General features: G+C 39.4%; 10 protein-coding genes. 7 read left to right on the top strand and 3 right to left on the bottom strand.

Annotated elements, in window-relative coordinates; translation table 11 throughout:
• Positions 1-107 precede the first annotated feature (107 nt).
• Together H6G68_RS08595 and H6G68_RS08590 are read left to right on the top strand one after the other, a co-directional pair.
• The gene (locus H6G68_RS08595) at positions 108-1,163 is read left to right on the top strand and encodes a permease (protein WP_190906250.1); all 1,056 of its coding nucleotides are present in this window, start codon (positions 108-110) and stop codon (positions 1,161-1,163) included.
• Between the two features lie 69 nt (positions 1,164-1,232).
• Positions 1,233-2,009, top strand: a complete 777-nt coding sequence (locus H6G68_RS08590) for a TIGR03943 family putative permease subunit (RefSeq protein ID WP_190906249.1) — start codon at positions 1,233-1,235, stop codon at positions 2,007-2,009.
• An 85-nt stretch (positions 2,010-2,094) separates the two neighbouring features.
• Here the strand turns inward: H6G68_RS08590 and H6G68_RS08585 are convergent, their stop codons facing one another.
• Complete coding sequence (locus tag H6G68_RS08585) at positions 2,095-2,253, bottom strand: hypothetical protein (RefSeq protein WP_190906248.1); 159 nt, start codon at positions 2,251-2,253, stop codon at positions 2,095-2,097.
• On the opposite strand from H6G68_RS08585, the gene H6G68_RS08580 reads away from it, so the two are divergent.
• Positions 2,239-3,738, top strand: coding sequence for an Ig-like domain-containing domain (locus H6G68_RS08580; protein WP_190906247.1), 1,500 nt, complete (start codon positions 2,239-2,241; stop codon positions 3,736-3,738). The genes H6G68_RS08585 and H6G68_RS08580 overlap by 15 nt on opposite strands.
• 83 nt (positions 3,739-3,821) lie before the next feature.
• On the opposite strand, the gene H6G68_RS08575 is transcribed toward H6G68_RS08580, so the two are convergent.
• Together H6G68_RS08575 and H6G68_RS08570 are read right to left on the bottom strand one after the other, a co-directional pair.
• The gene (locus H6G68_RS08575) at positions 3,822-5,093 is read right to left on the bottom strand and encodes an ATP-binding cassette domain-containing protein (protein WP_190906246.1); all 1,272 of its coding nucleotides are present in this window, start codon (positions 5,091-5,093) and stop codon (positions 3,822-3,824) included.
• 76 nt (positions 5,094-5,169) lie between these two features.
• Complete coding sequence (locus H6G68_RS08570) at positions 5,170-6,537, bottom strand: response regulator (protein ID WP_190906245.1); 1,368 nt, start codon at positions 6,535-6,537, stop codon at positions 5,170-5,172.
• A 687-nt stretch (positions 6,538-7,224) separates the two neighbouring features.
• On the opposite strand from H6G68_RS08570, the gene H6G68_RS08565 reads away from it, so the two are divergent.
• The 4 genes from H6G68_RS08565 (at position 7,225) to rfbF (ending at position 12,984) form a co-directional block, all read left to right on the top strand.
• The gene (locus H6G68_RS08565; protein ID WP_190906244.1) at positions 7,225-7,899 is read left to right on the top strand and encodes a vWA domain-containing protein; all 675 of its coding nucleotides are present in this window, start codon (positions 7,225-7,227) and stop codon (positions 7,897-7,899) included.
• A 133-nt stretch (positions 7,900-8,032) separates the two neighbouring features.
• On the top strand, positions 8,033-8,818 hold the full coding sequence (locus tag H6G68_RS08560) for a PP2C family serine/threonine-protein phosphatase (RefSeq protein WP_190906243.1): 786 nt from the start codon (positions 8,033-8,035) through the stop codon (positions 8,816-8,818).
• A gap of 42 nt (positions 8,819-8,860) precedes the next feature.
• Complete coding sequence (locus H6G68_RS08555) at positions 8,861-11,056, top strand: tetratricopeptide repeat protein (protein ID WP_190906242.1); 2,196 nt, start codon at positions 8,861-8,863, stop codon at positions 11,054-11,056.
• A gap of 1,154 nt (positions 11,057-12,210) precedes the next feature.
• Positions 12,211-12,984 (top strand): glucose-1-phosphate cytidylyltransferase, encoded by a 774-nt coding sequence (rfbF, locus tag H6G68_RS08550; protein WP_190906241.1) that lies wholly within the window; start codon positions 12,211-12,213, stop codon positions 12,982-12,984.
• Positions 12,985-12,988 lie beyond the last annotated feature (4 nt).

The raw sequence follows: 12,988 nt of genomic DNA, 5'->3' as shown, positions 1-12,988 counted from the left end.
GATGTTTACTTTAACTGATCTGCTTTTGATCCCCCGTTCGATATCCATTTCGATAGAATGACTAGTCATAACCCTAAAATTCAAAACCGCTTTTGACTGCCACGCCCATGAATCAACTGAACAATGGTTTTACAATATTTCTCAGTCTGCTAGTCGAGGCGATGCCTTTTTTACTGCTTGGGGTTTTACTCTCCAGTTTGCTATTATTTTTCGTTGATGAGCGCAAATTAGTGGAGAAAATGCCCACAAATCCCCTACTGGGGGCTTTATTTGGCAGTATGATTGGTTTTTTGTTCCCGGTATGTGAGTGCGGTAATGTGCCGGTGGCGCGGCGGTTATTGATGCAGGGAGTACCCACACCAGTAGCAATTGGCTTTTTACTGGCAGCGCCAACAATTAACCCAATTGTTATTTGGTCAACTTGGACAGCATTTAGAGATCAACCAGAAATAGTGGTGTTAAGAGTAGTATTGTCCTTAGCGATCGCAACTATTATTGGTTTTGCTTTCAGTTTTCAGAAAGACTTAAGTCCTTTCTTGCAACCTGCGATCGCTCGTTATCTCAAATATAACCCACCTGCTAAACCGGAACCTAAACGCAAGGGCAAACGTTATCAGGCAAAGGAAGAAGCAACTGTTAATAGTCTTTTACAATCAGGGACTTACATTCTGGGTGGAAAAGCTGGTGGATCTGTCAGAATAGATGGTGGTTTGAACCCGACAGATATTTCCACTGCTAACCCGAATAAATCTGTTGCCGAAAAACTGCGTCTAGCATTGGATAATATAGTCCAAGAATTGAGGGAATTAGCGGGAGTAATGGTGTTAGGAAGTGCTATAGCTGCGGCCATTCAAGTCTTAGCTCCCCGTGAACTAATCCTCAGTTTGGGTGCCGGACCAATTACCTCAATTCTTGCCATGTTGGTCTTAGCAGTAGTAGTATCAATCTGTTCTACAGTCGATTCCTTCTTTGCCCTATCTTTTGCCTCCACCTTTACCAGTGGTTCCTTGTTAGCATTTCTGGTATTTGGTCCCATGATTGATATCAAAGGTGTGGGTTTGATGTTATCAATTTTCAAACCCAAAGCTCTCATTTATCTCTTTGCTTTATCTGCACAATTGACACTTTTGTTTACTTTATTTTTGAATTTGCACGTCATGTAAATTTTGTCAGTTGTCAGATGTGATTTGTAATTATCAACTGGCAACTTACAGCTGACCAACTAATAAATAATGACTTCAATCCAAAATTCCAAACCCAACTTTCACAATATATTACTCCCTTGGCTAGATGTCCTAGCAATTACTGCTTGGGGAATTTTAATCCTAAAATACTGGCTGACAGGCAAACTGAATTTGTTGATTCACCCTGATTACTTTTGGTTAGTAAATCTGGGTGGTGTTGGGTTGCTAATTGTGGGATTTGCCAAAGGGGCGCAACTTTGGCAACGCCGTCGCCGTTATGAAGCACCCAATAATCAACAACATATAAATCTATTTCCCCCTGGTTGGGGCAGCGCTTTGCTTTTAACATCAGCAATCTTAGGATTTATCATTACACCTCGCGTCTTTGCTAGTCAAACAGCACTAGATCGAGGTGTGACTGAGTTGATCGGGGCTACACGCGCCCAACCCCAAGCTTTTCGTGCTACTGTTCGCCCGGAAGAGCGATCGCTCATAGACTGGGTTCGTATCCTCAATGTCTATCCAGAACCTGATGCTTATACAGGACAAAAAGTTAAAGTCCAAGGATTTGTCATCCACCCGCCAGAATTAGAAAAAAACCATTTGATATTGGCACGATTTGTAATTACCTGTTGTGCCGCAGATGTCTATCCAGCCGGATTACCCGTTAAAGTTCCAGATAATAATCAGCAGTATCCAGCCGACACTTGGCTAGAAGTAGAAGGACAAATGATTACAGAAACTGTGGCTAATAAACGCCAACTTACTATCAAAGCTAACTCCCTGAAGAAAATTCCCCAACCCAAAAATCCTTACAGTTATTAGTAGACTGGGGAGAAGGGGATGGAGAGATGGGGAGATGGGGAGATGGGGAGACACGGGGACGCGGAGACGCGGGGAAAAAGAAGAATTACGTGTTCTCTGACCAATGACCAATGACCAATGACCAATAACTAATGACCAATGACCAATGACCAATGACCAATGACCAATGACCAATAACTAATGACCAATGACCAATGACCAATGACCAATAACTAATAACTAATAACCAATGACTAAATCTCATATATTAATTCAACCACTAGATCGAATTGCGATCGCGCTGATTCTCCTATTAAGTCTGCTGATTGGGTTTGTGATCTGGCAAGGTGATGCCGTCAAGCCTATCGTCAGAACTTTTACCTGGCAAAATCAACAAATTGGCGCAGAAGACATCTCCTTCAGTCTTACCTTTAGCCGTCCAATGGACATCAAAAGCGTAGAGAATAACTTAAAAATCGATCCACCTCTAGCAGGTAAAATCAGTTGGGCAGGGCGAAGACTGGTCTATACACTGGTGACACCAGCACCCTATGGCACAAACTATAAAGTGTTATTACAAGGATCTAGAGATAAATTCTCGGAAGCAGAAGGAAAAAATAGGGTAATGGAACCCTTTACAGGTAAATTCAGCACTCGCAATCGCGCCCTACTTTATATAGGAGCGAATCAAGAAGAGCAGGGAAAGTTAGTACTCTACAACTTAACCCAAGAACAAAAAAAGGTACTTACCCCCAAAGACCTGATTGTCATGGACTTCGAGCCATTTCCAGATGGGGATAAAATATTATTCTCGGCTCGTTCTTCCAAATCTTCGGATTTACTTTCAGCCCAATTATATACAGTCACAACAGGCATTTCTAGCAAAACTGATGAACAACCACAACCAGCAGGTAAAATTGACCTGATTTTAGATAATAAAGACTATCAAAACCTGAAATTTGATTTATCTCCCGATGGGCAAACAATTGTTGTTCAACGGGGAAAAAGAGATAATCCCGGTGACTTTGGACTATGGCATTTGCCAGCCAACAACCATACTTCAGGAGAAAAAAACACCCCAAAACGTCTGGAAAGTCAACCTGGTGGAGACTTTTTGATTACACCAGATAGTAAAGCCGTAGCCGTAGCCCAAGGACAGGGAACAGCAATTTTATCCCTTTTAGGAGATGCTAGTAAACCCCTAGATTTCTTGCCGCAATTTGGCTTAGTTCAAGCTTTTTCTAAGGATGGTTCACAAGCGGCAATGGTTAAGTTTAATACTGACTACACACGAGATTTATTCTTGGTTACAAACCAAGGTGTGCAGAAACAACTCTTAAAAACAACAGGCTCTATTCTCGGCTGCAATTTTGATACTGCTTCACCCACGCTCTACTGTTTGACAACACAGCTAATATCAAAAGAACAATATATAGAACAGCCTTATTTAGTGGCGATTAATCTCAAAACAGAACAGCAGAAGCCACTGTTAATGCTACCTCCCGCTCAACGTAATGTGCAAATGAGTTTAGCACCTGACGGTTTGGGCATATTGTTTGACCAAGTAGTGCCACTACAAAATACCACTACACCATTACCTGGTAACAACTTAAAAACTGATGATGGTGAACCCATTGCTACTAGCAGTCTGTGGCTTATGCCTCTGTTACCCATCACAGAAGGAGAAAATATCGAAATTAAGCCTGAACAACTTCCTTTAGTCGGCTTTCATCCCCACTGGCTACCCTAGTACCGCTTTCTCGGAATTAAAAATTAACAATTAAAAATTAAAAAAGCAGATTCCACTGACCGAATAATTACGAATTACTTTGACTATTTTGTAGGAAATAGTGCTAACTCAGTTTTTGGGTCAAAAAAGTGCAGTTTTTCTGGTATTAATGATAACCAAAGTTGCTCACCCAGGGTTATAACCCTATCTGGTGGTACTCTTACCTGTAAACCTTGACCATTTGTGTTTGCTAAATCAGGATCAGCAATTCTCACGGAGAGAAAAGTATCATTTCCCAAGTTTTCTACTAAGTCTACTTTTACTGGTAAATTTTTGGTAGCAGCTACACTCAAATTCAGGTGTTCTGGACGAATACCTAACATTAAAGTTTTGCCATCGTATTTTTGTAAGGCATTTCCCCATACATCTGGAAGAGTAAAGCGAAAGTCAGAATGGGTAATTAATAAAGGTGCATGAAATTCCACCAGGATAAAATTCATGGGTGGTGAACCGATAAATTCCGCTACAAAGCGATTAGCTGGACGGTTATAAAGTTCCAATGGTGCAGCCACTTGCTGTATTTTACCTTCTGACATGATCGCAATGCGATCGCCCATTGTCATTGCTTCTGTTTGATCATGGGTGACATAAATCGTTGTCGTTCCCAATTGACGCTGCAATTTGACAATTTGGGTGCGGGTTTCTGCCCGTAATTTCGCATCTAAGTTAGATAATGGCTCATCCATTAAGAATACTTGGGGATTGCGTGCGATCGCTCTTCCCAATGCTACCCTTTGTCTTTGTCCCCCAGAAAGTTGTTTGGGTAAACGATGTAACAAAGCTTCAATTTGTAACAATTGAGCAACACTCCGCACCCTTTCATTGATAGCCTGTTCTTTTTGAGAAACATAACGCAGTCCCTTCGGTAGTTTCCTGCTTACCCCTACCAAGAGATTTTCTTTCCATTTGGTAATTGTTGTTTTCCCCACTTCCCCATCATCAAACCGACGACGTAACCCAAAAGCGATGTTGTCATACACCGTCATATGGGGATAGAGGGCGTAATTTTGAAACACCATAGCGATGTCCCTTTCTTTAGGCGGTAAATCATTAATCAAGCGATCGCCTACGGAAATATTACCACCGGTCATGACCTCTAAACCGGCGATCAACCGCAGCAAGGTGCTTTTACCACAGCCAGATGGTCCCACCAATACCATAAACTCACCATCGGCGATGGTTAAATTTATTCGTCGCAAAACATTAATACTATCGGGACTTTCTTTTCCTGGTGATAACTGCTGCTGATTCTGCAAACCTTCCCCCTTCCGAGGAGGGAAACTTTTATAAACGTTTTCTAATACAACTTGTGCCACGATTAATTACTTTCTAGAGTCAGTTGTCAGGGAACAGGGAATTCTGAGCTTTTGCCAGCGTCTCCCCCATTTACCTTTATGCTAAATGCATAAAAATCATTTTCAGTAACTCAGCCCGAGTAAAAGGTTTAGTTAAATACCCAGAGGCTCCTACCATTCTTGCTTTTACCTTGTCTACAATTCCTCTACTTCCAGTCACAAAAATAATGGGAATTTCTTTAAACATTGAATTATTACGGATAATCCGGCATAATTCATAACCATCAATTCCTGCCATATTCAGATCCAGCAAAATCAAATCTGGTTTATGTCTAATAATAGACATTACTGCTTTGACAGGCTCATTAATCGTCACTACAGAAACATTTTCATCTTCTAAACAACGACTGATTTCTTTGAGAATTGTGGGGCTATCATCTACAGAAATAATTTTGTAGACTTTTGTAGCATTTATAGTAGCATTAGTTACACTTTGCTCATCAGCTTCTATGTTATTTTGTATATTTAATTGTTCCCTGTTATCTGTGGGTAAAGTAGAAATTTCCAATTCAGTATCTTCTGCGGACGTAGCAGGATCTGATAATACTTCTACACTAAACGATTCTCTATTAATTGTTGCTATGCCATGTGGCAAAATCGGTGATAGATCTTTAAAAGTCTTCGGTAATTGATCAAATGGAGGATCTGGTTCATGTAAAATAATCGAACCCTCAAGTATATGTGGATATAACGTTTGAGCCAGTTGCACTTCATCTTGATTGATAATTACAGCCAGATGACGCAAGCTAAAACCCTTCATCCAGTTAGTTAGATTTTGCTGTAGTTCTGGGAGTCGTTTATCATAAAATTTACTGTTAATCAACAGATATGGACGTTGATAGGGAGAAGATATTTGGGGAGCGAAAGACTGCCAATTTTGTAACCGCTTTTGGCAGCGTTCTATAATATTCTCTACGTCTAACTTACAAATTTTAGGAATGCTAATTACTGGTTCTGCTAATTTATAAGTTCCGTCGTGAATGAGCAGAAATGATTCAATTACTTCTTTAACTAATTCTTGAATTAGCACTGCCGCTTGTGTAGAAAGTAGATGTTTTTGATTAATCAGCCAGTAAATAGCTTGATATTCTGGAGGTTGGCTTGGTGAATTGTCGTCATCATCAGTTAACGGAGTTTGCCAATCAGGTTCAAACATCATACGTAACTGCACACGAATGTCACTAGTCACAAGGGGAATTTGCGGACTTAGGCGACGCATATGCCGTTCTAGTCGATCAAATGGTTCTACTGAATGGGTAGCATAGATAATTTTGCCCTGTTCTAAGTATATTGTCCAAGATACGGAGTTGTTCAGGACTTGTAAACAAGTAGTATCAGAACAATTAGTTAACTGCCTTAATAAACGCTCAGGAGATAGTTTGCTAAATGTGCCAGTATTATTCATATTTTTTACAGTTTTTCTGGAGAAATTGACTTAGTATTGAGAAAGAGTAAATTTTGAGATAAAATTTTCACTTCTCTTTTATTTTTCTCTATAAACCAATATGTATTTACCAATATTATGTACTTATTATTAGCTATAGCAATTACTTTGGGCTTTTTCTATTTACCTAATATTACTACTGTAAGAACGCAGAAGATAAAAAACTTTGTTAACCTTTTGTAACTGGATAGTTATTTCTGCTCTGTAGTACTAGTCTATAAATATGCCTCATGCTGTCAATATAATTAAGGTTTTTCGGTTTTGCTTTTTACATTGTAAAAATTATCAAATGCCAGAATTAATGAGGATTACTTAGTAGTTGAGCAGTTGGCTATTTTTCCACATAAAATCTTTAAAAACTTATTTTGATAAATGTATATATTGAATATTATATTCTTAAGGTGTTTAACATAAATTATGGTGGATAGACTACAACAACTAAACTTCTCACCCTGATAAATTTGCTTTAACTAAACTATATAGTTATTCAAATTTCCTGAAATAGAGAATTGTGTGAGAATAATTTGGTTAATGAAGATTAAGCTATTTACCGCTAAATACCATACTTGTAGTCGTACTAGTGTTAGAAATTATATACTTTGAGGAAAGGAAATTAAAGCTTTGGACTATAACATAACACAAAAGGTTATGCTGGATACAATAAAACTAGATGAAGTCGTAGAGTTTGCAGAAAACCCCGAACCCCGTTGTCCTTGCGTGCTATTGCTAGATACATCTGGCTCGATGCAAGGAGAGCGAATAGAGGCTTTAAATCAGGGCTTGCTGAGTTTTAAGGATGAACTAGTCAAAAACTCCTTAGCAGCTAGAAGGGTTGAGGTAGCGATTGTGACATTTGACAGTCATGTCAACGTGGTGCAAGACTTTGTCACCGCAGACCAATTCAACCCACCTATTCTAACAGCCCAGGGACTAACGACGATGGGCGCGGGAATTAACAAATCATTAGAAATAATTCAAGAACGTAAATCCCAGTATCGTGCCAATGGCATAGCTTACTATCGTCCGTGGGTATTTATGATTACTGATGGGGAGCCACAAGGTGAGCTAGATCATGTGATTGAGCAAGCAGTGCAGCGCCTACAAGGAGATGAAGCTAATAAACGCGTTGCCTTTTTTACCGTAGGAGTAGAAAATGCCAATATGATGCGTTTAAATCAAATAGCCGTGCGTACTCCTTTGAAACTCCAGGGATTAAACTTTATCGAAATGTTCGTTTGGCTTTCAGCTAGTATGTCAGCCGTTTCTCATTCTAAAGTAGATGAACAAGTGGCACTACCACCAATTGGTTGGGGGTCTGTTTAACAGTTAACAGTTATCAGTTACCAGTTAAATTGCAGGGCATTCCCATTAATTGGTAAGCATACTTGCAGGTAGTGATTCTTGATCACCTACCTTGAAACTGATAACTCTTCACTTTAGCTGTGAGAGCAAATTTATGAACACACCAAAACAGATTTCTCAATGGCGGATAGTAGCCGCTTCTGTATGTGGTACTAGCCACGTCAAAAACAAGCAGTTATGTCAGGATGCTCACCATTGGCAAATATTGCCAGATAATGTGTTGGTAGTAGCGACGGCAGATGGTGCGGGTTCTGCAACTTTGGGGAAAGTGGGAGCAATGATTGCTGTAGAAACAGCAATAGATCATCTCTCAAACAATCAAGAAATTACCCACAACACTCTTACAGATGATGATCTATTGCGTGGACTGCTCACGGATGCCATATTAGCCGCCAAAAAAGCTGTAGAAGAGGAGGCAAATGTCTGCAACCATCAGCCTCATGATTTAGCAACTACCTTAATTATTGCGATCGCCACACCAGAAGTAGTAGCCGTAGGCCAAATAGGTGATGGCTTGGCTGTAGCCAAAGATAACAGCGGCAATCTACTGGCACTTACCATACCCAATAACGGTGAATACATCAATGAAACTACTTTTTTGACTTCGCCTGATGCCGTAAATACGGCACAAATCAGAATATTGCGGCAAAAAATAGTCAATATAGGTGTTCTTACCGATGGACTACAAATGCTGGCTTTGAATATGGTGGTTGGTGAACCTCACAAACCATTCTTTTTTCCTTTATTCGAGTTTGTAGCGAATGCTGAGGATAAGATTATGGCTAAAGAGCAGTTGGTGAGGTTTTTATGCTCTGAGCGGATTACTCAACGCACGGATGATGATTTGACCTTAGTCCTAGCCGCACTCAGCCACTCATAAGCAATATCTGTAAACATAACCTCTCTTAATCGTAACTCTACCATGCAGGTACTACGTTGTTTTCCCAAGCCGGAACTTCTTGATCTCACTGTTAATTTGGGGCGTGGTGGTGAAGCTTGTGTATATGCAGTGCCATCTGATGAAAATTTAGTGGCAAAAATTTATCACAAGCCAGTTGTCACCCATGCTGAAAAACTTCAGGCGATGCTTGCCAAACCCCCCGAAAACCCTACAGCCAATTTAGGGCATATTTCCATCGCTTGGCCACTGGAATTGTTGCAAGCAGCAGATGGTAGTGGTAGCATCATCGGCTTTTTAATGCCCCGCATTCGGGGGATGCGGCCGATTATGGACTTTTACAATCCTGGAACCCGTCGTCAAAACTGCCCCTTATTCAATTATCAGTATTTACTGCGGACGGCTCGCAATCTAGCCGCAGCTTTTGCCGCCTTGCACGCTAGTCAATACTGTATTGGGGATGTGAATGAGTCGAATATTCTAGTTAGTGACACCGCCTTAGTCACCTTGGTAGACACAGACTCATTTCAGGTGCGTGACTCAGAGCAGAATATTGTCTATCGTTGTTCAGTCGGTAAACCCGAATATACTCCACCAGAATTACAGAATAAAACTTTTGCGGAGTACGATCGCGATAGTTCCCATGATTTATTTGGGTTAGCAGTGCTGATATTTCAATTGTTAATGGAAGGCACGCACCCATTTTCTGGGATTTTTCAAGGTGTATTTGACCCCCCTGCCTATGAAGCCAGAATAATTGATGGTCATTTTACATACTGTCAAAAACGGCAAGTTCCCTATCAGCCAACCCCCGTCGCACCCCCTTGGGAAATGCTCCATCCCAGCTTACGGGATTTGTTTGTGCGTTGTTTTGAGGATGGCCACCACAATCCCCAATTGCGTCCTAGCGCTCAAACTTGGTTATCAGCAATAGCTGCGGCTGAAGAAAGTCTGGTTACTTGTACTGTAAATCCCCAGCATTTCTACGATCATCACCTGAAACAATGTCCTTGGTGTGAACGTTCCTTGCGATTAGGTGGACGTGATCCTTTTCCATCACTGGAAGCGATCGCTTCCAAAGAACATCTGCAACCGCGCCGAAAACCCAAAAAGCGTCATACAGCAACTCCTCGTTTCCGAAAACCAGTTACAGTAGGATCTTCATTACATCATTGGCAACCAGTATTTACTCAAAACTTTTATACTTCTCAACCGCCCAAAAATTCTAACAAATCTAGGTTTTACAAGATTATGTTTTGTTTTTTGGGTTTTGGTTTGTTGGGATATTTAGACGTAATGATTAAATTTACTCGCCCATTTGTTTCCCAAAATCCTTACACTCAACAAACGTTGATGTCTCGCCAAGAAAATAATACTCTTCCCGATGAAAATATAACTTTTACAGATTACTATGAGCGTGGTAATACTGATTATCAAAAGCGAGACTATGAGCGAGCCATTGAAAATTTTAGCCAAGGCATCAAAAAAAATCCCAATTACGCCAAATTATTTATTAACAGAGGTAATGCCCGCTACAATATGAATGATTTTGAAGGAGCATTAGCAGATTATAACCAGGCTCTTAAAATCAATCCTCAGGAAGTAAAAGCACTTGTGAACCGGGGCAATGCCCATTATATGCTTGCCGACTATAGTAACGATCCTGAACAACAGTATAGGAAAGCTATCAGCAACTTTAATACTGCTATCAGTCTCAATAGTCAAGATACTGAAGCTTATATCCGCCGAGGTATTGTTCGTTCTCAAATTGCTAAATATAGCCATAGCTCCCAACAAGAATACCAAAAATCAATTGCGGATTTTACCCAAGCAATAAAACTGAATCTCTCCAACGCAGAAGCTTATTTTCAGCGAGGTCTTGCCCGTTATCAATTTGCCCAATATAGCAGCAATTATGCTCAAGAATATAAACAGGCAATTACTGATTTTACCGAAGCAATAAATATTAATCCTCATATGGCAAAAGTTTATCTCAAACGTGGGATGGTGTACTATGAACTAGCACAATATGGAGAAAGTAAAGTTAAAGAAAATCATGCCCAAGCAATTGAAGATTTAGAAAAATCTGCTCAAATGTACCTCGCACAAGAGGATATGGATAATTACCAGCAAGCTCTCAGCAATATTTGCGTTATCGTCTCCAACAAGTGTGATACCATCTTCCAAAGTTCAAGTATTTTGGAACAAATTAATCAGTAACATCAAGCTGGCCTAATTACTGCTGATAGCTTTGGTATTGTTGTTATTTACCTTGTCTCAATTATCTCTTCACCAATTACCAACTACCAATTATTAATCAACCGGACTTGATTAGGACTTACGCAAGAACTCTCTGAAAATTCTTATTTCTTCTCTTCTCCTGTCGGAGACGCTGCGCGAACGTTTTTTCATGATTCTGCGTCAGTCCTGTTGATATTACTTGTCAAAAAAATCTCCGCCTCATACCGTTTCACTTTAAGGAGAGACAGTATTATAGCAGGAGGCAGGAGGCAGAGGGCAGGAGGCAGGAGGGAAAGCCTTATTATATCTAAGTTTCAAGGATTAATAATGTCCTAATTATCCTGGCTACAGCTATATATCGTGTCCGGTTAAAAACTTATCATTAAGATAGCTGGGGGAAAGAGAATTTTGCGATTGTTGCACAAATGGCATAATCATAACTAATTAGCCGGACATCGTATTAAATCAAGTCCGAATAATTGCTGATCAACAAAACTCACCGCATCAACCCTATTAAAAATTAAAAATTAAAAATTAAACATTGAAGACAGTTGGAGTCGGGGACTATTACCCCAACTCAACTGAGACTACGTGTAGACCTAGGGGTCTCAAACCCCTGAATTTAAGATAATCAGTATATTTCTAAGAATACGCTAAAGCGAACAACTGGACACAATATTACATCTCACCATAACCGTCATATTATAATTAACATTATTTTGCTTATTCTTCAGGAAAAATTAGTCCTTTAGAGGTAGGCAATATTTGATGCTAATTATTTGTATATTTATTTGCTTTTATTAATACCAAGTATCAAAAAAAATAGTAACAGATGGAAAATTATAAAGCTGATGCAGTAAGTCTTTTACCATCTAAAATCTAAAATCTCAACTAGTATAATTTATTAAAATTGAACTCAGAATTAGTATATTCATCAAGCTTTTATATATAAAGTATCTTAATTTACTTTTTCTTCATAATCTTTCATCAATTTACGGTTAAATTGTTTCTATATAGTTGGTAGAGAAAAATAACTATATGAAAATGAATTTTTTCTCTAGTATTTGTGCATCCTCTTCATCCCGACAACTTAAATAATAACCTACCTGACAATTTTCGAGGAAATTAATTGCATGAAAGCGGTGATTTTAGCTGGAGGACTTGGTACACGCCTCAGTGAAGAAACCAGTATCAAACCCAAGCCTATGGTTGAGATTGGTGGTAAGCCAATTCTCTGGCATATCATGAAAATTTATTCCTCCCACGGGATTAATGAATTTATCATTTGTTGTGGTTATAAAGGTTACATCATTAAAGAGTATTTTGCTAACTACTTCTTACATATGTCAGATGTGACATTTGATATGCGATTTAATCAAATGAGTATACATTCTGGATATGCTGAACCTTGGCGCATCACCTTAGTAAATACAGGTGATAATACGATGACTGGTGGACGTTTAAAGCAAGTTCGTGAACATATTGGTAACGAAACTTTTTGCTTTACCTATGGTGATGGTGTCAGTAATATAAATATTACAGAGTTAATTAAATTCCATCGAGAACAAAACACACTAGCTACACTCAGTGCAGTCCAACCAGCGGGAAGATTTGGGGCGATTTCTCTAGGACAAGAACAAACAAAAATTACCAGTTTTAAAGAAAAACCAGAAGGTGATGGTGCTTGGATTAATGGTGGTTATTTTGTTCTAGAACCACAAGTAATTGATTTTATTGCTGATAGTTCAACTGTGTGGGAGAAAGAACCATTAGAAAAGTTAGCTGATATGGAACAATTATCGGCGTTTAAACATAGTGGTTTTTGGCAACCAATGGATACTTTAAGAGATAAAAACTACTTAGAGGATCTATGGCAGAGTGATAAAGCTCCTTGGAAAATTTGGTAATACC

It is taken from the genome of Anabaena catenula FACHB-362 (genome assembly GCF_014698735.1).
Taxonomy (GTDB): domain Bacteria; phylum Cyanobacteriota; class Cyanobacteriia; order Cyanobacteriales; family Nostocaceae; genus Anabaena; species Anabaena variabilis_A.
The sequence above is the reverse complement of the archived record's forward strand: the minus strand, read 5'-3'. Positions and strand labels throughout refer to the sequence as shown.

Coding starts and splice junctions, on each gene's coding strand:
- H6G68_RS08555 (WP_190906242.1), top strand. CDS start 8,861: ATGCAGGTACTACGTTGTTTTCCCAAGCCGGAACTTCTTGATCTCACT.
- H6G68_RS08585 (WP_190906248.1), bottom strand. CDS start 2,253: ATGAGATTTAGTCATTGGTTATTAGTTATTAGTTATTGGTCATTGGTC.
- H6G68_RS08560 (WP_190906243.1), top strand. CDS start 8,033: ATGAACACACCAAAACAGATTTCTCAATGGCGGATAGTAGCCGCTTCT.
- H6G68_RS08590 (WP_190906249.1), top strand. CDS start 1,233: ATGACTTCAATCCAAAATTCCAAACCCAACTTTCACAATATATTACTC.
- rfbF (WP_190906241.1), top strand. CDS start 12,211: ATGAAAGCGGTGATTTTAGCTGGAGGACTTGGTACACGCCTCAGTGAA.
- H6G68_RS08595 (WP_190906250.1), top strand. CDS start 108: ATGAATCAACTGAACAATGGTTTTACAATATTTCTCAGTCTGCTAGTC.
- H6G68_RS08570 (WP_190906245.1), bottom strand. CDS start 6,537: ATGAATAATACTGGCACATTTAGCAAACTATCTCCTGAGCGTTTATTA.
- H6G68_RS08580 (WP_190906247.1), top strand. CDS start 2,239: ATGACTAAATCTCATATATTAATTCAACCACTAGATCGAATTGCGATC.
- H6G68_RS08565 (WP_190906244.1), top strand. CDS start 7,225: ATGCTGGATACAATAAAACTAGATGAAGTCGTAGAGTTTGCAGAAAAC.